The 21,412-nt window shown below is 37.8% G+C and carries 21 protein-coding genes; 10 read left to right on the forward strand and 11 right to left on the reverse strand.

Annotated features, from left to right (window positions below):
- Window positions 1–15: 15 nt before the first annotated feature.
- The 4 genes from CZ487_RS16980 to CZ487_RS16995 all read right to left on the reverse strand — a co-directional run bounded on the left by CZ487_RS16980 (window position 16) and on the right by CZ487_RS16995 (window position 4,150).
- The gene (locus CZ487_RS16980; RefSeq protein WP_237562909.1) at window positions 16–1,434 is read right to left on the reverse strand and encodes an amidase; all 1,419 of its coding nucleotides are present in this window, start codon (window positions 1,432–1,434) and stop codon (window positions 16–18) included.
- Window positions 1,435–1,476: 42 nt separating this feature from the next.
- On the reverse strand, window positions 1,477–3,048 hold the full coding sequence (locus tag CZ487_RS16985; RefSeq protein WP_077213458.1) for a class I adenylate-forming enzyme family protein: 1,572 nt from the start codon (window positions 3,046–3,048) through the stop codon (window positions 1,477–1,479).
- A 211-nt stretch (window positions 3,049–3,259) separates the two neighbouring features.
- Window positions 3,260–3,904: a DUF2085 domain-containing protein gene (locus CZ487_RS16990; protein WP_077213459.1), complete on the reverse strand. Its 645-nt coding sequence runs from the start codon at window positions 3,902–3,904 to the stop codon at window positions 3,260–3,262.
- 27 nt (window positions 3,905–3,931) lie between these two features.
- Window positions 3,932–4,150, reverse strand: a complete 219-nt coding sequence (locus CZ487_RS16995; RefSeq protein ID WP_077213460.1) for a hypothetical protein — start codon at window positions 4,148–4,150, stop codon at window positions 3,932–3,934.
- Between the two features lie 197 nt (window positions 4,151–4,347).
- On the opposite strand from CZ487_RS16995, the gene CZ487_RS17000 reads away from it, so the two are divergent.
- Window positions 4,348–4,527, forward strand: coding sequence for a hypothetical protein (locus tag CZ487_RS17000; protein ID WP_077213461.1), 180 nt, complete (start codon window positions 4,348–4,350; stop codon window positions 4,525–4,527).
- Between the two features lie 17 nt (window positions 4,528–4,544).
- On the opposite strand, the gene CZ487_RS17005 is transcribed toward CZ487_RS17000, so the two are convergent.
- Window positions 4,545–7,715 carry a DEAD/DEAH box helicase gene (locus CZ487_RS17005; RefSeq protein ID WP_077213462.1) on the reverse strand — a complete coding sequence of 1,057 codons (3,171 nt, stop codon included), beginning with the start codon at window positions 7,713–7,715 and terminating at the stop codon, window positions 4,545–4,547.
- A gap of 187 nt (window positions 7,716–7,902) precedes the next feature.
- On the opposite strand from CZ487_RS17005, the gene CZ487_RS17010 reads away from it, so the two are divergent.
- Together CZ487_RS17010 and CZ487_RS17015 are read left to right on the forward strand one after the other, a co-directional pair.
- Window positions 7,903–8,184, forward strand: a complete 282-nt coding sequence (locus tag CZ487_RS17010) for a ferritin family protein (RefSeq protein ID WP_077213463.1) — start codon at window positions 7,903–7,905, stop codon at window positions 8,182–8,184.
- A 17-nt stretch (window positions 8,185–8,201) separates the two neighbouring features.
- Entirely contained in the window at window positions 8,202–8,549 is a 348-nt protein-coding gene (locus CZ487_RS17015; RefSeq protein WP_077213464.1) for a spore coat protein, read from the forward strand.
- A gap of 43 nt (window positions 8,550–8,592) precedes the next feature.
- Here CZ487_RS17015 and CZ487_RS17020 read toward each other — a convergent pair whose 3' ends face one another.
- Window positions 8,593–10,785 carry a putative bifunctional diguanylate cyclase/phosphodiesterase gene (locus tag CZ487_RS17020; protein WP_077213465.1) on the reverse strand — a complete coding sequence of 731 codons (2,193 nt, stop codon included), beginning with the start codon at window positions 10,783–10,785 and terminating at the stop codon, window positions 8,593–8,595.
- A 244-nt stretch (window positions 10,786–11,029) separates the two neighbouring features.
- Window positions 11,030–12,427 carry a MocR-like pyridoxine biosynthesis transcription factor PdxR gene (gene pdxR / locus CZ487_RS17025; RefSeq protein ID WP_077213466.1) on the reverse strand — a complete coding sequence of 466 codons (1,398 nt, stop codon included), beginning with the start codon at window positions 12,425–12,427 and terminating at the stop codon, window positions 11,030–11,032.
- A gap of 128 nt (window positions 12,428–12,555) precedes the next feature.
- Here pdxR and pdxS point away from each other — a divergent pair, with 128 nt between their 5' ends.
- From pdxS to CZ487_RS17040, 3 genes are all read left to right on the forward strand, one after another.
- Entirely contained in the window at window positions 12,556–13,443 is an 888-nt protein-coding gene (pdxS, locus tag CZ487_RS17030) for a pyridoxal 5'-phosphate synthase lyase subunit PdxS (protein ID WP_077213467.1), read from the forward strand.
- On the forward strand, window positions 13,444–14,064 hold the full coding sequence (gene pdxT / locus CZ487_RS17035) for a pyridoxal 5'-phosphate synthase glutaminase subunit PdxT (protein WP_077213468.1): 621 nt from the start codon (window positions 13,444–13,446) through the stop codon (window positions 14,062–14,064).
- A 94-nt stretch (window positions 14,065–14,158) separates the two neighbouring features.
- Window positions 14,159–14,776, forward strand: a complete 618-nt coding sequence (locus tag CZ487_RS17040; protein WP_077213469.1) for a TVP38/TMEM64 family protein — start codon at window positions 14,159–14,161, stop codon at window positions 14,774–14,776.
- Here the strand turns inward: CZ487_RS17040 and CZ487_RS17045 are convergent.
- The 3 genes from CZ487_RS17045 to CZ487_RS17055 all read right to left on the reverse strand — a co-directional run bounded on the left by CZ487_RS17045 (window position 14,773) and on the right by CZ487_RS17055 (window position 17,768).
- Window positions 14,773–15,330 (reverse strand): GNAT family N-acetyltransferase, encoded by a 558-nt coding sequence (locus tag CZ487_RS17045; RefSeq protein ID WP_077213470.1) that lies wholly within the window; start codon window positions 15,328–15,330, stop codon window positions 14,773–14,775. The genes CZ487_RS17040 and CZ487_RS17045 overlap by 4 nt on opposite strands.
- A 133-nt stretch (window positions 15,331–15,463) precedes the next feature.
- Window positions 15,464–17,140 carry a long-chain fatty acid--CoA ligase gene (locus CZ487_RS17050; protein WP_077213471.1) on the reverse strand — a complete coding sequence of 559 codons (1,677 nt, stop codon included), beginning with the start codon at window positions 17,138–17,140 and terminating at the stop codon, window positions 15,464–15,466.
- Between the two features lie 241 nt (window positions 17,141–17,381).
- The gene (locus CZ487_RS17055; RefSeq protein ID WP_077213472.1) at window positions 17,382–17,768 is read right to left on the reverse strand and encodes a globin domain-containing protein; all 387 of its coding nucleotides are present in this window, start codon (window positions 17,766–17,768) and stop codon (window positions 17,382–17,384) included.
- Window positions 17,769–17,934: 166 nt separating this feature from the next.
- Between CZ487_RS17055 and CZ487_RS17060 the strand changes: the two genes are divergently transcribed.
- The gene (locus tag CZ487_RS17060) at window positions 17,935–18,942 is read left to right on the forward strand and encodes a DUF3231 family protein (protein ID WP_077213473.1); all 1,008 of its coding nucleotides are present in this window, start codon (window positions 17,935–17,937) and stop codon (window positions 18,940–18,942) included.
- A gap of 74 nt (window positions 18,943–19,016) precedes the next feature.
- A complete protein-coding gene (locus tag CZ487_RS27245) occupies window positions 19,017–19,157 on the forward strand; it encodes a hypothetical protein (RefSeq protein ID WP_202617847.1) in 141 nt (46 codons plus the stop codon).
- Between the two features lie 66 nt (window positions 19,158–19,223).
- On the opposite strand, the gene CZ487_RS17065 is transcribed toward CZ487_RS27245, so the two are convergent.
- Complete coding sequence (locus CZ487_RS17065; protein WP_077213474.1) at window positions 19,224–20,117, reverse strand: LysR family transcriptional regulator; 894 nt, start codon at window positions 20,115–20,117, stop codon at window positions 19,224–19,226.
- A 155-nt stretch (window positions 20,118–20,272) separates the two neighbouring features.
- Here CZ487_RS17065 and CZ487_RS17070 point away from each other — a divergent pair, with 155 nt between their 5' ends.
- Window positions 20,273–20,671, forward strand: a complete 399-nt coding sequence (locus tag CZ487_RS17070) for a CidA/LrgA family protein (protein ID WP_077213475.1) — start codon at window positions 20,273–20,275, stop codon at window positions 20,669–20,671.
- On the forward strand, window positions 20,647–21,336 hold the full coding sequence (locus tag CZ487_RS17075) for an LrgB family protein (RefSeq protein ID WP_077213476.1): 690 nt from the start codon (window positions 20,647–20,649) through the stop codon (window positions 21,334–21,336). The genes CZ487_RS17070 and CZ487_RS17075 overlap by 25 nt, the downstream gene beginning before the upstream one ends.
- The last annotated feature ends 76 nt before the right edge of the window (window positions 21,337–21,412 follow it).

Below are 21,412 nucleotides of genomic sequence, written 5' to 3' on the forward strand. Positions count from 1 at the left end.
GAAATAGAACCTTCGTTAAGCTAAGGACGGTTCAATATAAGTCTGAAAAGCCGTCTCATAAGCATGGCAAGCTTGTAAAACAAGTTTGTCAGCAAATCTGCTTCCGGCTACTTGTAGTCCAACCGGAAGACCTGCCTCCGTTAATCCAATAGGCAGTGATGCAGCAGGATGGCCTGTTAAATTAAACGGCTGTGTTAGCGTCCAATCTGTAGCAGGATTAACCGTTTTACCATTAATTTGATCTGGTCCCTGTAAATTGTGATCAAATGCTGTTGTTGCCGTTACAGGTGATATGAGAAGATCATATTGATTAAAAATCCTCTGGAATTCTTTCCAAACTCTCGTTCTCACTAATTCTATCTGCTTGTAATCTACAGCGCTTATTTTTCTGCCAATTTCAATGATCCTTGCTATTCCTTTTGAGAAGCTTTCTGGGTTTTGGTCATACAGCATGCCGTAATTAGCAGCCATTTTAACGCACCACAGGCCAGAAAACGCCCTTGACAGATCGCGGATACTCTCACCTAAGGAAAGGTCAACTTCTTCAACATGGCATCCGAGCGCACGGAAATTTGCTGCTGCTCGATGTATCACTTTACTGACATCATGAGAGATTTCATAAAGTCCAAAGTTCGGGGAAAACGCTATTCTTAAACCTTTCATATTATGTGATAAATCTTGGTAATTTTCATCAAGTCCAGGGACCGAACTTGGGTCGTTTGCGGAATAACCTTGCATGACAGAAAACAACAAGGCAGCATCCTCTACAGTCCTTGTCATGGGACCATTATGAACAAATGGATGCTGTGTCCCAAAGGAATTCTTTTGATCACCATCATGAGGAACTAACCCAAAGGTAGCCTTTAAACCAAAAATTCCAGTCAATGCTGCTGGTATTCGGATAGAACCCCCGCCATCACTGCCTTCCGCAATAGGAGCTAACTTCGCTGCTACGGCAACAGCTGAACCACCGCTGGAGCCTCCAGGAGTCAGCGAATCATTCCAAGGATTTTTTGTTACCCCAAATAATGGATTATCAGTCGTACCTTTATGACCAAATTCAGGAGTATTTGTTTTACCGAGAATAATTCCTCCCTCTGTTCTAATTCTTTTTAGGAAAGTAGGCTCACAGTCCGGGATATAGTCCTTAAAGATTGGGGATCCATATGTAGTAACCATCCCTTTTGTCGGCGTTAAATCTTTTATGGCAACAGGTATTCCGTGGAGTTTTCCAAATCCCTCATCTTTCATGATTAACTCTTCTGCTTTTTTAGCTTCTTCTATGGCCCTTTCATTAATTGTTACAAACGCATTCCATTTAGAATTATGTTTCTCAATTCGATCCAAATAAGCATTTACAACTTCAAGCGGGGATAATTCCTTTTCCTTCATAAGTTTTACTAGTTTAGTAGCTGAATAATCTGTAATAGACAAGCTCTTCACCATACTTTCTCAATATATTCTTATCACTTTCTATTAATTTATCCCTCTATCTTTTGCAGCCCAATACTGACTTTTCAAAGCTTTCTTATCTATCTTTCCATATGGTGTTAATGGAATATTTTCAACAAACTTTATTTCCTTCGGACGCTTATAAGAGGATAGCTGCTGACACAATTCATGAATGCTTTCTACTGTTGGCGGATTTTCCTTCGATGGAATTATCACAGCCATCACAGCCTCTCCCCAATCATCATGAGGAACTCCTATTACGGCAGCTAATTGTACACCTGGATGCTTTCCAATCAAGTTCTCTACCTCTGTTGTATACACATTCATTCCACCGCTTATGATCATATCTTTCTTTCGGTCCAATAAATATAAATACCCATCTTCATCCAGCATTCCAACATCCCCTGTATGGACCCAGCCCTGAACAATGGTCTCCTCAGTTGCATCAGGTTTATGGTGATAAAACTTCATATTATATGGGGTACTTGCAAGAATCTCACCTTCTGTCCCATGAGGTACTTCATTTCCGTTATCATCAACAATTTTTACTAAGCTGCTCATTACTGGCTGACCACAGCTTCTCAATCGTCTTTGATAAAGGTTGTCATCCATACGATGGTCATCTTTGCGAAGGGTGGTAATTAAATTTGGGGCTTCTGTCTGGCCATAAATCTGGATGAAAACCCTTCCAAAGATATTTAATCCTTGCTTTAGTCTCTCCGCAGTGATCGGTGCAGCTCCATACATGATCGTACGCAGAGATGAGAAGTTGTATTCTTGGTCCTTAATTTCATCCATCACTCGATAGATCATCGTTGGGACCATAAAGGTAAAAGTAATTCTATTTTCATGTATTCGATTTAAGACTATCTGAGGATGAAATCCTTTCTCCACCCAATGCTCAGCACCTTTAAGAAGTCCTGCCAAGACGACCATTCCCGCAGAATGCGGCAATGGGGAAGTAATTAAGATTTTTTCATCATGGTGGATTTCTAATTCCATAATATGTGCGAAAGTATTTTGAATGACGTTTCTTTGATCATGAACAACCCCTTTAGGAACTCCAGTTGTTCCACCCGTATAAAAAATCCCAGCAATATCTGTTGGAGAAGAATGCACTGCAACATCGGTCTCTAATTCGTTTCCTTGAAATTCATCCCAACTCATCCAATTATTAGGAAGTAATTCTGATGTAGAGAGTCCAACAACTAATTTTACGTTTCGTACATTACTCTCAATGTTCTGAAATTTACCAAAAAAACTTTCTCCCATAATGACAATCTCTGCACCTGAATCATTTAGAATATACTCGATTTCTTTTTCGCCAAGCATACTATTTAATGGTACCTTGGCTCCACCGGCTTGAACAAGCCCCATATCACTAATGACAAATTCAAGACAGTTTTCCATCATGAGCGCGACTCTTGTATTTGCTTGCACACCATGACGAAGTAATGCATGGGCGACTCGATTAGATGCCTTTTTCAAATTTTGATACGATAATTTCTTTCCTTCAAAAATCAATGCTGTTCTATTACCGTATTTTGTTAATGCATGATTGTATAATTTGTTTAAGGTATTCAGCTTTCCTTCCAAAGATTCTCCTCCTTTTCAGGTATTCGATATAGAAGATCGTACCGCTTTTATTTATTCTAAAAGGATAATTGTTTTATCGTCAACACAATTTTGATTATTCAAAAAATTATTAATCCTACTCCTTATATCATCTCCAGGGGATTTACTCAAAAAAAATATAATAGAATACTAAAAAGACCTAACCACCTCATAAGGTTAGGTCCTAAGATTGCTAACTTGGCAATATCCAGTCATGAAGATGGGATAGAATCACCAAAGTTAGGATACAACTCATAAGAGATAAACATGCCGATACATAATGATTTTTGATTTTCTTAAAAAATAAAAAAAACAAACTTGTAACCCAAATAATAATCGTCCCTATTACTAAGAAATTTAATAATAGGAAAGGTAGCATCGAAAGATATGTTAGGATAGAAATTACACCTGAAGCCAGTAAAGGGATAAAAAATTCCCTCATATTCGTTAAAACGGGTGTTTGAAATTTCTCTTTGAACGAATGTGATAATAAAGGAACAACAAAAAAGGGCAGTACTGTACCAAATACAAATCCTGTAATAACACGGATGAGATTATTTGTTGTATAAATCCCTAAATAAGATCCAAAGCCATCTATCATTAATGGAAACAATAAAAGTAGAAGAAAGAGACTGATTTTAGTAGAAGGAATAGTGGAAGATACGTATCTTTTTTTCAAAAATAAATATAACAAGGAACTAAAAATTCCAATGTAAATACCTGCACACCGACTGCAGATTGGTAAGTAATGACCGTCGATCATAAATGTACGTTCTGGCAACTGATGACAAATCGCTTTTCCGAGGAAAAAGGTGATATGTTCCAGGGTTTCAAGCATCAAAAAACCACCTTTAAATGCAAAAACCTAATAGCCATAGAATGCTGGCATAACTGAAAAAGCGGAAGCAGCAAACCAACAAACACAGCTTAAAACAATCGCTACAATCCCAACAATTAAGCATGTTTTACCTATTTGTTTCTTTTCCATGTCTGCATCATTCATCCAAACAATCCCCAATATGATTCCAGCCACTGGAACAAAGAACGAAAGGAGATACAGTAGAACTTTCACTCCTCCAGACATTTTCGTGACACCTCCACTAAGTAAACTATCCTCCCTGAAAAACACACCTACTTTCATTTGTATGTATTAATCAACAAAACTTTACTTGATATTTCAGCGGCTGTATATTTGTAACATTTGTTATATTTTTGCAATATTTATGATATAATCCGACTGGATACAAATAATTTCCAAACCATCATCTTGGAGGATTACTTATGGAAGCAGCATTTGCGATTATACCTTTTTTATTTATGCTTGTTATCTATTTCGCCGGCCTTGGGTTTGTGATATGGTTCGCAATCACTCTCATTAAATCACAAAAAGAACGAAATGCCATCCTAAAGGACATTTCGAACAAGCTGGATAAAATTGAGTTCAAAAATAAGGAAGAGTGACCTCTTCCTTTCTTGAACTATATATTGAATATTTCCCGTATATCCTCTTCTGTCAGAGTATATTGTTCTTTACTTTTCACATCAATGGTTTCATGAATTAACAATCTTTTCTTTTCTTGTAACTCATTCATTTTTTCTTCTATTGTTCCCCGAGCAACAAGCTTAATCACTTCAACCGCTTTTTTCTGCCCGATACGGTGAGCGCGGTCCTCTGCTTGTTCTTCCACTGCAGGGTTCCACCAGTTATCATATAGAATTACCGTATCCGCTCCGGTCAAGTTGAGTCCAGTTCCGCCTGCTTTTAAAGAAATGAGGAAAATGGAGCGTTCTCCCGAATTGTAGCGTTGGCATGTTTCCAGCCTTTCCTCAACAGAAGTCTGCCCATCAAGATAGAAGAACGGCACACCCTTATAAGCAAGTTCTCTTCCTATCAGCTGAAGCATCTTCGTGAATTGTGAAAAAATCAATACTTTCCTTCCGGCTTGTTGAGACTCCTTTATAATTTGCTGAAGCTGCTCAAACTTCGCTGAGCTCCCTTGGTAATCATGCACAAACAATGCTGGATGACAGCAAATTTGCCGCAATCTCGTTAAACCCGCAAGAATCTTGATTCGATTTTTTCGTAACGTATCCTTGTCAAGGTGCTTAAGAGTATCATGCCTAAGTTTTGCTAAGTAAGCTGCATACAGCTTTTTCTGTTCAGGAAGAAGATCGATGACTTCTATGGATGTTTGTTTTTCAGGAAGTTCTGACAGCACATCCTCTTTTAATCTACGAAGCAAAAAGGGCCGGATTCGCTTTGAAATCATCATACGTGAAAGCTCACTATATTCTTTTAAACCTAGAAAGAGTTCAGGAAAAACAACATGAAAAATTGCCCAAAGCTCTTCTAAAGAATTCTCAACGGGAGTACCTGTTAACGCAAAACGATGATCAGCGTTTAAGAGCTTTACTGATTTAGCAGTTTGTGTGTACGGGTTCTTAAAAGCTTGAGCTTCATCAAAAAATATTGTATGGAAATTTTGCTTTTCAAACCACTTAATATCTCTCCGCAAGATCGGATAGGAAGTAATATAAATATCCGTTTCTTCATCCTTAAGCCTCTTTTGTATTTCAAATCTTTTGGCTTTATTTCCATCTATAACCTGCGCTTTTACCTCAGGAGCAAACTTCAACAGTTCACCCAGCCATTGATAGGTTAAAGAAGAAGGGCTGACAACAAGAATCGGCTTTTTGCTGCCACGAATATTCAGAAGTTCTGAAATGATATAAGCAATTGCTTGAATTGTTTTCCCGAGCCCCATATCATCAGCAAGAATGCCGCCAAATCCATAATGAGCAAGAGTCTTCATCCATTTGTATCCAACCTTTTGATAGTCATGCAAGACCTCATTGATACTATCTGGAATGGCCACATCGTTTTTCCCGGGATGTTGGAGGTTCATTAAAAATTCACTAAACGACTCTTCATGTTTGAAAATATCTTGATGCACATATGGAAGACCACGTATCGTCGGCATCGTTATGAGTGTATCGAATTCTTCCTCCTGCTTAGGGACAGCCTTTAAAAACCGTTGGATCTCTTCATACTCCCTTGTCTCCAGAGATAGGAGGGTTCCATTTCGAAGGCGATAATACTTTCTTTTTTCCTCTAATGCTTGAAGAACTTCACGAATCTCTTTGTCTGGTATTCCATCCATCTCAAACTTAAATTCAAGCCAATTACTCCGCTCTTTCTTGATCCTTACTCTAATTTTAGGAAAATTTTTTCCTTTATAAATCCTGTTTCTTACCGCTGTCGTTGCATATATTTGAACCAGCTTTTCAAGTTTTGGGATCGTGTGAACTAAAAAATCATATTCTAATTTTTCATTCTGCAAAAAATACCCTTGACCACTGCTTGAAAACTTGGCATCTTCCATTAGTTTAAGAATGGCATCCTCTTTTACTCTATCTCTTGTAAAAAGAAGAGCAGGACTGTCTTCTCTTTTTTCCAATGGATTAATCATGATATTTTCATAGTGAAATTCTAATCCTGCCAGTAGCCGATTGCCGACACGATCCAAAAACAGCTTTGCAGCTAATGGAATGTTCGTCATTGCAGCAGATATACTAGGTGAAATTTCAACTTCCCCTAAATTTCTTAAGTTAGGTACAATTTTATCTAAAAAGAAGCTTAATTGCTCTTTGGAAATCGGGAGCTGCTTACTTCCTGAACGTTCGATCATTTGTGTTAATTTCAACAGCATACCAAAACCTTCCATGTTCATTACGGTAAGAGTACCATCTACAAGTACGGAGCGATATGGCTTTAACACGCTCATTTTGTCCAAGCCATTCAAAGCCAATTGATAACGTCCTTCTCCTAATTCAGCCAATATGAATTTTAAAGATAGGGGTGCATGAGCAACTTTAAAATCTTCATTTGTATGTTCCCATGTTACTGGTGCTTCATCAAGCATAGGGAGCAGCTTTTCCCAAGAAGAAGGTGGTATGATTATAAAACTTTTAAATTCTTTACGATCCCACTCCTTAGACAAGTTATTGCTGTATATCCGTTCATCTTGGGCAATTTGGATAAACTGCTGCAGCACCGCATCATCTTCTGTTCTGAAACATTGCTCACTTGGATTGAAAAGCGGTGTCTTCCCCCCTGTTTTTAAGTCTTCTAAGAAGCCTCGAATATCCTCCACTTCTCGTGCTTCAAGCTTAATCCCTGCCCCTATGAGCTGCGTACCGTCACTTAATTGAATAAGCTTCAATAAATACTCAGGCTGAAGAATTTTCCTTTGATCAAAATGCATCTGACGTGTTCGCGTTTTAAGAGCTTGTTCCTCAAAAAAAGAAAACAAATGGGGTGCTTGTTCCTGCCTGTCTGACTCTTCCTTTTTATTTGGATAGATTTGTTCCTGTTGATGATAAATAGCATGCAAAACAGCCGCTATATGCTGGCAATCCTTCTGAAAAGAGGCAAGCTTTGGACAGCTGCAATCTGCATAAAAACCGCCTCGGCCATCACTTTTAATGATTACATTGAAATTTTCCAAAGCATATACCTTTGCTTCACAGTACCCTTTTTCGTAACTTTCAATTGCTACTCTATTGCCGCGGAAAAACGTCTCACCTTTTTTAAAGGAAATGGTTCCACATCTATCTTTAATTATTTTTTGTGTTAATTTTATATCCAATTTTCTGCTCCTAACTCGCATTGCATTACCTTTTATTATAACAATAATAAGAACATTAATTAATCTCTTTTGTTTATCATGATTGCTTGGAATTTTTACCTATAGAGCAGCACAACTTAAATACGAATAATTACACTTTAGTTGAACATTCTAAGGATGTTAACAAAACCGTTAAAGGAGAAGAGATATGCAAAATATGCAGCAAAATATGCAACCGCAGATACCAACACCCCCGCGAGCAATTACGTCAAAAGATATTCTTTATTTAAAAGATGCTTTATCTTGGGAGCTGTTAGCATTTAAGAAATTTCATTTCTTAGCCCAGCAGTCCACAGATCCAGAAATAAAACAAGCACTCGACAAAGCTGGTGCAATGCATCAAAACCATTATCAACGATTGCTTACCCATTTACAGGTGGATAACAATACAGCTATGGCCAATATCCCAAGTCCTAATCAACAGCATTAATAAAAGAGGTGAAACACATGCAAAATCAACAATCGCAAAATAATAACCAAATCGCAAATCAACAAACTGGACAATTGCCAAAAGTGAAAGGCCCGGAGATGAATGATCGTGATTTTGTGAACGACGGGCTGAGCTCATGCAAGTATTTAACAGACAGTCTTAATATTGCGATTCGTGAAGCAAGTCATGAGCAGTTATATTCTGACTATCTGCAAATTCTTCAAGAAACACACCAAAGTTGTCGAGAGCTTTATAATTTAATGTTTCGAAAAGGCTGGTACAAGCTTGAAGCAGAAGAACAACAAAAAATTGATCAAGCCTACACCCAATTCAGCAACTATTCATCGCAATTCCCATATCATTAAACATAGAAAACAGGCACCTTCAAATGGAAGATGCCTGTTTTTTTTACATTACATTTGCTGGAACCAAAAATTGAATGATCTCACTTTCATTGACAGGCGGGCTAAATAGATACCCTTGTAGTTCATGACAGCCAATTTTAGTTAGTACATCCCTTTCACTCACTGTCTCTACCCCCTCTGCCACGACATTAAGGCTCAGCCTATTTGCATACTGTAAGATGGCTTCAACTAGTAACTCCTTTTTCTCATCCTTATCGATTCCGTTGATAAATTGTCTATCTATCTTAATTTCATCAACCGGAAGCTTTAATAAATGGTAAAGAGATGAATAGCCCTTGCCAAAATCATCAATCGAGATCATAACCCCTAAATTTTTGAGTTGCCAAAGCATCTCGGCAACTTCATGAGGATTTTCAATAAATACACTTTCTGTCACTTCAATTTTTAAATATTCGGGCTCCAATCCCACTCTTTCCAGAACCTCAGCCACCATAGAAACTATATAATTTTGTTGAAAATGTTTTGCAGAAAGATTAACAGAAATAGGGATTTGCAAGCAGCCTTGGTCCTGCCATTTTTTGTTCTGTAGACATGCATTTGTTAGAGACCACTTATCAATATCGTAGATAAGATCACTATCCTCCGCTATCGGAATAAATGCAGCAGGAGAAACAACCCCCAGCTTTGAGTCTTTCCAGCGTATCAAAGCTTCTAAGCTTGTCACTGCACCAAAATGAATTTTAGGCTGGTAATAAAGCTCAAATCCTCCTTGCTCCACCACATTGCGAAGTGCATTTTCAATGATAAAGCGTTCTTGAAATTTGTTTTTCATAGATTCATCAAAAAATTTGGAAATATTTCCTCCCGACTCCTTTGATGCATACATGGCAATGTCAGCATACTTTAGTAATGTATCCAAATCCCTCCCGTGATCAGGATATACACTAACCCCTAGACTGGCAGTAATGAATTGAGACTGACCTTGGAGGGAAAACGCTTCAGAAAACTTCTCTAATACTAGTGCTATCGTTAATTCGATTTCTTCACGGTTCTCAAAACGATGGACAATAACAAACTCATCTCCGCCCATTCGAAAAATGTCCCGCCCATTTTTTTGTAATCCTGCTAATCTATTAGCTGTAATTTGAAGCAATTCATCCCCAGCATCGTGACCTAATGTATCGTTTATCTGTTTGAATTGATTTAAATCAATAAATATAATCGCAATCTTCTCTTTTTTGTCATCTATTAGAATTAAATCCTTAACATAATTTTGAAAATGAAGACGATTAGGCAGCTTTGTTAGATTGTCATAAAACGCTAATTTGTGTAATTGATCCTCAGATTCTTTTAGTTTTTTCGTTTGCTCTGTCAATATTCGGTTCATTTCAAGACTTTCTTGAAATAGGTTTTTAAGTGTGTTGGCCATATTCATAAGATTGTGTGTTAACAAACGGAGCTCAGAAACATAAACGACAGGCCACTCTACTGTTTCTAATGATATAAGTTTTTGTGGCAGGCCAGTTGTAACGGTGGTCAATTGCTGTAAATTTTTCATAAAGATTCTACTTACCACTAGTACGAGAATAATTATAAATATAGCTAACAAAAGAAATAAAAGCAGTACCTCTTTCATATTACTTATATCCATTGTCATTACTAAAAGAAATGGAACTAGAATGGAAGTAAAAGTAATATGAGAAAGGAACTGATGAATTGATACACTATTTTTATTCAGATGGTTAAGCACTTTATAAAAAGGGAAATAGGCTAACAACATATCCGCAATCAAAACGTTTAATAACCCATTGACTATGACTCTGCTCAATTCAAAATATAAAGACTGACCAGTTAGGTATGGTGCATTCAGAAAGTATAAAGCTGCTAGACCAATCGTCAGCCAAAACAAACCATCAACAAAAAACATTTTTGCTCTGCGGCCTTTATAAAAAAAAGCACCGACAAAAGCAATCTCGATTATTCCGATCGCTGCGTAAGCAATACTGTACAGCCCATCTCGGGCAAATAATAATCCGATCACCCCAGCAACTAGCCCCGCAACCAGTCCATAAAGACGAAGAATTAAAAATAAAAAGACGCTCGTTAGAGTCAAAGTAACACCGAATGTAATATGAAAGCTTACTGATGAGCAGCCAATTACAAATCCTGCAAGAATAAGGAAGAGAAAAAATCCTTTATCGAACCATAAAGCTTTGAAGGCTTTGAAATCTTTCATATCTAGCAACCTATTCCTTTTCAAAAATTCAATAGATTTACAATAAAAAAACGCTTCCTATTAACACCGTCATATCAGTGGTAATATCTTCATAATCATATCACACAGAGAATTACTTGGACATTTTTACCTTTTATTTTTCATTCGAAAATTTGCACTCCCTATCAACGCTACATATAAAAACACACCATCTTTGGGAAAGATGGTGTACATTTTAGAATGATAGTTCAGTACTAATTCTCTCTTAAAATCCCCAGCTTTTAAGCAAAGAGACCACCGCATTTTCTAATTCTTCCTCTGGAATCCCAGCAAAGCCTAAAATAATTTTTGGCGGATTTTGATATTTTTTTTCTAAAGAATAAGATGACATAGGGTAGATCTTTATATTGGCCTCAAAGGCTTTTTGGACAAGTTCTTGTTCATTTAGGCCATTATTAACAACAAGAACCGTATGCAATCCAGATTGCTCCCCAATAACTGTTACCTTATCTTGATAAGGTTTTAATATTTCTATCACTTTTTCCAGCTTTCGTCGATACACTTTTCGCATCCTGTTTAAATGTCTTTCAAAATCTCCCTCTCTCATAAACTGTGTTAAGATATGCTGATCTATTCTTGAGACTGTAGAATGATAGAATGATAACTTTTCTTTGTAGCGCTTCATGAGAGGCTTTGGCAGGACCATGTAACTAATCCTGATGGATGGCATTAATGATTTTGAAAAAGCTCCTAGGTAGATCACTTTTCCCCCAAGATCCATGCTTTGCAAAGAAGGGATTGACTTGCCGCTGTATCGAAACTCACTATCGTAATCATCTTCAATAATATATCGATGATCCTCAGCTTGCGCCCACTTTAATAACTTTGTCCTCCGATTTACAGATAACACCGTACCATATGGGAAATGGTGTGAGGGTGTAACATAAACAACATTTATTTTCGACGTATCGATGCGATTGACCTTCACACCTTCTTCGTCCACTTCAAGCGGATATACTTCATTCGGATAACTTTTCAGAATCCTTAAAATTAAATGATATCCTGGATCCTCGACACCATATACTGTTTTTTCATCAAATAACAGAAGAAGCTGCTGCAGCAGGATCTCGATCCCTGCCCCAACAATAATTTCCTCTGGTGCACATTGCACTCCTCGTGCATGATACAAGTAATGGGCGATCTCTTGACGAAGTTCATACTCTCCTTGAGAATCTCCAAGAAGAAGAAGGGAATGATTATTTTTATCAATCGTATTTTTTGCGTATTTACGCCATCTCGTAAAAGGAAAATTCTCCGTATCAATTGCACTCGGGTGAAAATTAAACTTCACTTTTTCTTCTTTTACTTTCGTTTCGGCCGACAAATGATCAGAAGTCTGCACGTACTCTAAATCCTCATAGGCCATCACAAAATACCCTTTTCGCGCCAATACCTCTACATAACCTTCAGCCGTTAACTGTTCATAAGCAGTTTCAACTGTATTCTGGCTTATTTTTAGGAAATCTGCTAATTTTCGCTTTGATGGCAGTTTTGTTCCATAAGCTAATCGGCCTTCTGTAATTTCTTTTTTAATATATAAGTACAATTGTTCATATAATGGAATATCAATTGAACGATTTAAATGACAAGATAACATGTCCATTTCTAGCATCCCCTTTATCTGACCCTGCTATTTTTTAAAAAACTGAATCTTCCAATGTAGTCACTTACTTTTTATACTAATGAATGTATTCAAAAAAAACAATAGATTTACGAAATGGAGTGAATAAAATGGAAAAAAAATTAGGAACTGATAATGTTAAAAGAGGAATGGCTCAAATGCAAAAAGGCGGCGTGATTATGGATGTTGTTAATGCCGAGCAGGCAAAAATAGCGGAAGCAGCTGGAGCTGTTGCTGTAATGGCATTAGAAAGGGTCCCATCAGATATTCGTGCTGCTGGCGGGGTTGCTAGAATGGCCGACCCTCGTATTGTGGAAGAGGTGATGAATGCAGTCTCCATTCCTGTCATGGCAAAAGCTCGTATTGGTCACATCGTTGAAGCGAGAGTCTTAGAAGCAATGGGAGTAGATTATATTGATGAAAGCGAAGTGTTAACTCCTGCCGATGAAGAGTATCATCTATTAAAAAGTGATTTCACTGTCCCCTTTGTCTGTGGGTGCCGAGACCTGGGAGAAGCTGCACGTCGAATTGGTGAAGGAGCAGCTATGCTTCGTACAAAAGGGGAACCTGGTACTGGAAACATTGTTGAAGCAGTTCGCCATATGCGTATGGTACAAGCTCAAGTCCGTAAAGTATCTGTCATGAGTGATGACGAATTAATGACTGAAGCAAAAAATTTAGGGGCACCATTTGAAATCTTAAAGCAGATTAAAGAATCTGGTAAGCTTCCCGTTGTAAACTTTGCTGCTGGTGGTATTGCAACACCTGCTGATGCCGCCTTGATGATGGAGCTTGGAGCAGACGGAGTATTTGTGGGTTCAGGTATTTTTAAATCGGAGAATCCTGAAAAATTTGCAAGTGCGATTGTACAAGCTACAACCTATTACACCGATTATGAGTTAATTGGGAAGCTTTCTAAAGAGCTTGGTAGAGCCATGAGAGGAATTGAAATCTCAAAATTATCTCAAGAAGAAAGAATGCAGGAGCGTGGCTGGTAGATGACAGTTATTGGGATCCTAGGACTGCAAGGTGCTGTTGAAGAACACGCTAAGCAACTGCAAACTCTTGGTTTAGAAGCGGAAGTCATTAAAAAAACAGAGCAGTTAGAGGAGATTGACGGGTTAATTTTGCCAGGCGGTGAAAGCACAACCATGAGAAAATTGACCGAGCAATACGGCTTTCTTGAACCAATTAGAGAATTTTCCGCGAAGAAAAAGCCTATTTTCGGAACTTGTGCAGGAATGATTCTGATGGCAAAAGAGCTTTCTGGTGTTGAGGAAGCTCATCTACAGATTATGGATGTTCGCGTGAAGCGGAATGCTTTCGGACGACAGCGCGATAGTTTTGAAGCTGAGCTCGACATCGTCGGTATCGATACCCCCTATTCTGCTGTGTTTATTCGTGCTCCCTTTATCGAAAGTGCCGGTGAGCATGTTGAAGTACTTGCAAAGTATGATGGTAAAATTGTTGCAGCAAGAGAAGGTCATATTCTTACCTGTGCTTTCCATCCCGAGTTAACAGACGACACTAGCTTTCTTCAAATATTCGTTAAAATGGTCGAGAAGCACAAACAAAGATTAAAATACAGCTTAGTTGAAGAGGGAAGGCAATCACCATAGTGTGATGCCTTTTTTCTTGTGAGGCTATTATTGTTAATTTCACTCCACCTTGCAAACAATAATGAAAAGAGGATTAAACTATGGAGTGTTTAACATGAAGAAATGGTTAATACTTATTATTTACGCAGCAGCTATCTTATACGGATTAAAATATAAGGATTTCATTTTAGATTGGATACAATCCAGCGAAACCGGCAATCTCCATATTCACTTTGTCCTTTCAATTTTAACAGCATCCATTCCCGTCATACCATTTACTCTGTTTGCAGGTTTAATGGGAGCAAAATATGGCGTATTAATGGGAACATTCATTAACTGGATTGGCGGGGTCTTTGCAGCGGTACTTTATTTTGTACTTGCACGTACTTTTCTAAAAAACTATTTTGAAGTTGTCATTAATCGAATGAAAGGCATTCAACGTTTTCAATTTATGCTTGAAAAAAATGCTTTTATTGCTTTATTAATGGTGAGAATGCTGCCAATTGTTCCTCCGCCTGTTGTAAATTTGTACTCAGGAATGGGCAACATTCCGCTCAGCACTTTTTTTACAGCAACTGCTATTGGACAAATCCCTCCTATGTTTTTAATTGCATACAGTGGTCATCAAATTTTTACGTCTTTATTGCATCTTATATTAGGAATTTCCCTGTACATTGTCTTTACTCTTTCTATCCTTTTCATATATAGAGCATGGTTTGTAAAAGCATATTAACTCGTTGTGTTTCGAAAGGATACTTTATGAAAGGCTGTAATGATCTTAAACAGATCCTCTCCTTTCATAACAGTTCTTTTTTGATCAGATAAATCAAGCCACATCGCCTGATACGGTTCAGGAATCCATTTATAATGATGAATATAATCATCTGCAAGTACAAACCCGCATTTTTGCCAAAAAAGTATTCTTTTTTTATTTTCCTGTTTGTCCTCACACTCTACTTCAATGATTAACCTTTGGAATGCTTCTTGAGAAAGTGCCCACTCCTTAACATATTGAAGCAATTCTAATCCAAGTCCATGCCGGCGATATTCTTGACGAACAGCCAAATAGTCGATGATGATGACACTTGAACCTTCTAAGGAAGCTGTTATGGCAAAAGCCGCCACCTCATTTTCTTCCATTGCGGCATGAAAAGTGCAAAGGCCTTTGGCTGACATATTCCGCAGAATTTTTTCAGGCTTGGCTCCATGCTTAAAGGACTGCTGATAAATAGGCCTGATTTTTTCCCATAACTCTTCATCCCAATGATTGATCGTAATAAATTCCATAGTAGGAAATCTCCTTTTTCCAAAGCTATTTCTTCAATGATACTGAACATTAATTTATTTTTCCAATTTGGAATTACAACCCTTTAAAGAGAAAAACCCCCAGCACTTTGGGGGCCATCATTAAAAATATGAACTAGTTTGGGAGGTTCTGCCGCTTTTTTAATTCTTCTTCCTGAAGCTGTCTCCATAGTATTTTTCCGCTTCCAGAAATAGGAAGTCTATCAACAAATTCAACAAATCTTGGATATTTATAATTAGCCATTTGCCCTTTAGACCATTCAATAATTTCGTCCTCTGTTACCTTCCCCTTTTGAGATTCTCGTAAAACAACGACCGCTTTAACACTTTCACCTCTTCGTTCATCAGGAACACCAATCACACACACCTGCTCAATAGCTGGATGTTTATATAGGGCTGATTCCACTTCTGTTGGCCAAACCTTGAATCCTGCAGCATTAATCATTCTTTTATAACGATCCACGATAAAAAAGTAACCATCTTCATCATATTTGGCGATGTCTCCTGTGCGAAGAAAGAGTTTATCATCAATCGTTATGAATGTTTTCTTTGTTTCTTCTGGCTTCCTCCAGTACCCTTTCAAAACCTGTGGCCCATGAATAATAATTTCACCTTCTTCATTTGGTCCAAGTTCTTTCAATGAAACCGGATCAATGATACGTGCATCAACACCAAAAGTCGGTATCCCCAAACATTGCAATTTCGGGTGGTCCATTGGGTTAAAGTGTGAAGCCGAGATGGTTTCCGTTAATCCATATGCTTCAATGTATCGAAGTCCTGTTAAATTAAGTAAATTTTCCCCCACTGCTTTTGGCAGCGGAGCTCCTCCTCCGCCAATAAACATAACACTATCAAAATCAGATTCATTCAGGTTATCGTTTGTAAGAAAATCGACCACCATCGTACTAATATTGATCCAATGACTGCATTTATATTGCTTGATCAGTTGATGGGCCAATTTTTTATCCCATCTTGTCATTAGAACGATAGTAGAACCACAATAGATCGGTATATGCATGCTGTGAACCATTCCTGTCACATGAAATAATGGCAATGTAGCAAGGCATACTGAATCCGCAGTCATATCTACCCATGCCGCACCGCTAAGGATATTGGCCTGTATGGTATCATGTGTATGCATACAGCCTTTTGGCCTGCCGGTTGAACCAGATGTATATGGCAAGGCAGCAAGATCTTCCGAAGTTACACCTGTTCCGTTCGGTATAAGATTTGCAGCTAATGCATCTTTCCATGCTGTAACGTTTTCCTCAATAAAGTTCTTGCGTGGAGTACTGATATCTTCATGCAGCTCTTGTTGAAAATCAGATGAAATATACTCAGAGTACGCTGCTACTATTAAATGCTTCAGATGAGTCTTGTCTAGAAGAGGGATCATTCTCTCCGCTAACTCTTGGCCTGCAAATGCAACTTTTGATGCACTATCCTCTACATACAAGGATAATTCCTCAGTTGTGTTCATAGGATTGACTGGAACAACAACGGCTCCTGCACGCAGAATTCCATAGTAGGCAATGATAAATTGCGGGGAGTTTTGCATATTGAGAAGAACCCTGTCCCCTTTTGACACATGCAGATGTTTTTGCAGGTATCCGGCCATTTTATTTACTTGCTCAAAAAGTTGTTCATAGGTGATCGTCGTCCCATAATAAAAGATTGCTGTCTTATCAGGATAACGCTGTGCAGAAACCTCCAGGTTGTGATCCATCGTCGTTTTTGGAATGGTAAGTGATATTGGTTTTCTTTTTGGCCAATGTTTAAAGTGTAGCTTCATTAAAGTGTTCACCACCTAATAATATTTAATAAAACGCTTACAATTAGAAACTCAGTTCTTATGTAGAACTCCATTGACGTTTGCTGCTCCAAACATTCTCTAAAGATATTATATCGTTTCTTCATTTATTAATGAACTGAATTTTTTAAATAATAATAATATTTACTCAATTACAGACAAAAAAAGAGAATTCTTATCTGCACATAAAGAATTCTCCCAGCGAACTTTTTTTATCTATTTCCTATTCAGCTGTGTTTACCATTATTGCTGCTACCTGCTCTAACCTCTTATAAAAGAACTCCCCCGCCGGGATTCCTTCTAATCCTACTTCCTCGAATGCTTCCTTCATACATCTCAGCCAGGCTTGTGCCCGCTTTGGCGTGATCTCAAACGGAAGGTGCCGCTGTCTCATTGCAGGCTGTCCAAATTCTTGACTGTATAGGGGCGGTCCGCCTAAAAACTGTGTTAAAAACATTCGCTGCTTTCTCATAATTTCGGCCATATCCCCCTCAAATAAGGGACTTAAAACAGGGTCTTGATAGACACGAGGATAGAACGCTGCAACTAATTTGTTGATTTTTTCTTCCCCTATTTCATCATAAAGTGTTTCTAAACGAGGTTCATTCACCGTCTTCAACCTCCGATCTAATTTTTTTGTATTATAACCTATTCTATTTTTTATTAAGTGATATTTATCACACTACTAGTACCCGCTCGCTTTTTCCAGCTAATAACATACTTTTCTCTAATCTGTACACAATAAAAACAAATTATGAAAGCAGGTGTATGTTTTAGTGGATGATAAGACTAAAATTCGATTAACGTCTGCTGAAATGACGTTCCTATGGACTCAATATATTAATGATACGGCAAGTATTTGTGTGACTAGACATTTTTTGGAAAAGGTTGAAGATGATGAAGTGCGTCCTGTTATTGAATCTGCATTAAATGGATCAAAAGAGAATGTCGATTTTTTAAATAAATTTTTTGAGTCTGAGCAGTTCCCTATACCTGTCGGCTTTACTGAGAAAGATGTCAATCCGGGTGCACCGAGGATCTTTTCTGATACGTACGTATTGATGTACTTAAGAAATATGTCAGTATTAGGAATGGCTGCTGCGGGTGTTGCAATCGGTTTGGTCACAAGACCTGATGTAGTTAGCTTTTTTAAAAAGGTTCTAAGTACAGCAGTTAAATTACAGGATTTAACAAGAGAATTAATGTTAAAAGAAGGAACCTATGTTAGACCTCCATATATTTCTACACCTGACAAGGTAGATTTTATTAAAAAGCAACAATTCTTATCTGGATTCTTCGGGGATGTGAGACCTTTAACAGCACAGGAAATTACGATGTTATTTAATAATGTTCAAACAAATGCCATAGGGAAAACATTAATTATCGGTTTTGCTCAGACTGCTCAAAAGCAAGAAGTAAAAGAGTATTTTTTAAGAGGGCAGCAAATTGCACAGAAACATGTTGATATCTTTAGTAATATTTTAAAGAAGGAAAACTTACCAGCTCCCATGTCATGGGATACTGCCATTACAGATTCTACAGAGCCTGTCTTTTCAGACAAACTCATGATGTTTCACGTTTCTGCAATGATAGCTGCCGGGATTGGGAACTATGGAGCTTCAATGTCAGGGAGTCCAAGACGGGACTTGGGAGTGAAGTATGCTTCACTGATCCCTGAAATAGCGCTATATGCGGAAGACGGAGCAAATATTATGATTAAGCACGGATGGTTAGAAGAACCCCCGCAAAGTGATGATCGAGAACATTTAATCAAAGGAGAATAGATAAAAATGTCTAACTCCTCTAAGGTTAAATCTTTTCATTATGGACAATTTAATGATTGTGGAGGTGAAAGCAAATGACTGAGAAAGAATTTCCAAATGTAAGTCTGGGCGGCAAGATTGCGAAAGAGAAAGGTAATGGCGGAGATCAAGTGCACGGACGTGAAAAAGAGAATAAAAACGAAAAGTTTAATACTAATCCAAAAGTGGACCTGTAATAAGATTCACAATGATCCAAAAAGGGCAAATCAATGAATATCCCCTTTTTGGATCAACACCCAATGCTAAAAGGAACGATTAGGCTGCACGATTAAGTTATTTTCCATTTCTTTCGATATTTGAATGAATGCTTTAACAAGCGGAGACCGATTCTTCCGGAGGTACGAAACTCCCATTGATACAGTGGGTAAATCCTTCATATCAATATACGTAACATCCCTCGTATGTAAATGAGATGCCGATTGTGGAACAACAGCGATTCCTAAACCACCTGCAACAAGGCCAATAACCGTTTGAAATTCTAATGCCTCCTGCTGAATTGTTGGAGCACATATCTCAATAATTTTATCATAAAAGTCTGACCAAGTTCGTCTGGACAACATGATGAATGGGTACGAATCTAAATCTGCAAGATTAACAATTTGCTTCTTTAATAGCGGGTGATACTTTGGTACTGCAAGTACACAAGACGTTCTAGATACGACATCTGTCTGCAGTGGACCTATCTTCACTGGTGGTCTAAGAACTCCTATATCAATCTCCTCAGCGCACAATGCTTCAATTTGATTCGGTGTCGACATTTCGGTTAGTTTAATTTCAACTTCTGGGTGATTCAAACGAAATTCTCTCAGTATAGCAGGAAGAATATCATAAGTAGCTGACCCGACGAATCCTACTTTAATTGTCCCGACTTTTCCATGATGAATCCGTTGTGCCTCTTTAACAGTACGGTTCAAGTGATAAATTGCAGCCGAAACTTCCTTATAAAAAAATTTCCCTGCTTCTGTTAATTCCACATGGCGATTATTTCGAAAAAAAAGAGGAATTCCAAGTTCCTTTTCTAGGTTTTGAATTTGTAAACTTAAGGGTGGCTGGGTTATTAAAAGTCTTTCCGCCGCACGACTAAAGTTTAATTCCTCAGCAACAGCAATAAAATAGTGCAATTGTCGAAGTTCCATACAACACCCCTCTTATTAATTATTTAAAAAATATATTATTATCATTCAAATTATATATTTTACAATTATACGCCTTAAAGATATGATAACACATATTAAAAAACAAGATACTATTCAAAATTTTTAAACAAATAAAAATAAAGGAGGACTGGACCTTGAATTTAGTAAAAGGGATCTTCCAATTAGGGATCCTTTACGTTTTTTTTCTATTGGGTAATTTGCTGCAAGAAATTTTATATATCCCTCTTCCAGGCAGTATCATCGGCTTATTGTTATTATTAGCAGCAATGTTTTCGAACATTTTGCCTGTACACTGGATTCAACAGGGAGCAGGATTTTTACTCGCCATTTTGCCTCTTCTACTAGTACCAGCAACGGTTGGCATAATGAATTATCCCAGCCTTTTTTCGGGTAAGGGCCTTCTTATCTTTTTAATTGTTATGACAAGCACCGCAGCAACAATAATCATCACTGCTAAAACCAGCCATTACCTTGAAAACGCTAAGCTTAAAAGGGAGGAGAAGAAAATGTGCTCCAAACACCTATCGCATTAATAATTATTGTTATAACTGTCATTATTTACTTGGGTATGGTTACGTTATACCGGAAGTTTCCAATCCCCTTCCTATTACCCGTCTTAACATCGACGATCTTCATTATTGCAATCCTAAAGAGCTTTGATCTTTCTTACGATTTTTATATGACTGGCGGTCATTGGCTGCACTCCCTTCTTGGGCCGGCAGTTGTTTCCCTTGCCTATCCATTATTTCACCAAAGAAAGACAATTATAAAACATGCTCTTCCCATTTTAGCAGGAGTGCTCACTGGTTTAATTTCGGGAATGTTTACTTTATTTTTATTAGCAGAAATAATGTCTATCCCTAGAGATATCCTTTTATCCATGATTCCTAAATCTATTACTACGCCTGTCGCCATGCAAGTGGCTAATGACATTGGAGGAAACCCAACGCTTACTGTTGCTTTTGTGATGATTGCAGGTATTTCTGGAGCTATTATGGCACCAAGTCTGTTAAAATGGTTTCGTATTCGCAGTTCGTTAGGGACAGGTATTGCATTAGGAAGTTCTTCACATGCTATAGGGACTTCAAAAGCGTTCGAGTATGGAGAGTTTACTTTTTCCATAAGCTCTGTTTCCATGACATTAAGTGCAATAATTGGACCAATATTTGGATTTCTCATTTCGAAACTATTATTATAGAACGCAAAGTACAAAACACTGTTCATTTCTTGACAGTGTTTTTCACTATTTAGATATGTATTACCTTGTAAAAGTT

Origin of the sequence: Robertmurraya dakarensis, from assembly GCF_900156875.1 — a bacterium.
Taxonomy (GTDB): Bacteria; Bacillota; Bacilli; order Bacillales; family Cytobacillaceae; genus Robertmurraya; species Robertmurraya dakarensis.

Coding starts and splice junctions, on each gene's coding strand:
- CZ487_RS17065 (WP_077213474.1), bottom strand. CDS start 20,117: ATGGAACTTCGACAATTGCACTATTTTATTGCTGTTGCTGAGGAATTA.
- CZ487_RS17050 (WP_077213471.1), bottom strand. CDS start 17,140: ATGAAGCTACACTTTAAACATTGGCCAAAAAGAAAACCAATATCACTT.
- CZ487_RS16990 (WP_077213459.1), bottom strand. CDS start 3,904: ATGCTTGAAACCCTGGAACATATCACCTTTTTCCTCGGAAAAGCGATT.
- pdxT (WP_077213468.1), top strand. CDS start 13,444: ATGACAGTTATTGGGATCCTAGGACTGCAAGGTGCTGTTGAAGAACAC.
- CZ487_RS17020 (WP_077213465.1), bottom strand. CDS start 10,785: ATGAAAGATTTCAAAGCCTTCAAAGCTTTATGGTTCGATAAAGGATTT.
- CZ487_RS17000 (WP_077213461.1), top strand. CDS start 4,348: ATGGAAGCAGCATTTGCGATTATACCTTTTTTATTTATGCTTGTTATC.
- pdxS (WP_077213467.1), top strand. CDS start 12,556: ATGGAAAAAAAATTAGGAACTGATAATGTTAAAAGAGGAATGGCTCAA.
- CZ487_RS17015 (WP_077213464.1), top strand. CDS start 8,202: ATGCAAAATCAACAATCGCAAAATAATAACCAAATCGCAAATCAACAA.
- CZ487_RS17045 (WP_077213470.1), bottom strand. CDS start 15,330: ATGGAATTTATTACGATCAATCATTGGGATGAAGAGTTATGGGAAAAA.
- CZ487_RS16995 (WP_077213460.1), bottom strand. CDS start 4,150: ATGTCTGGAGGAGTGAAAGTTCTACTGTATCTCCTTTCGTTCTTTGTT.
- CZ487_RS27245 (WP_202617847.1), top strand. CDS start 19,017: ATGACTGAGAAAGAATTTCCAAATGTAAGTCTGGGCGGCAAGATTGCG.
- CZ487_RS17010 (WP_077213463.1), top strand. CDS start 7,903: ATGCAAAATATGCAGCAAAATATGCAACCGCAGATACCAACACCCCCG.
- CZ487_RS17040 (WP_077213469.1), top strand. CDS start 14,159: ATGAAGAAATGGTTAATACTTATTATTTACGCAGCAGCTATCTTATAC.
- pdxR (WP_077213466.1), bottom strand. CDS start 12,427: ATGGACATGTTATCTTGTCATTTAAATCGTTCAATTGATATTCCATTA.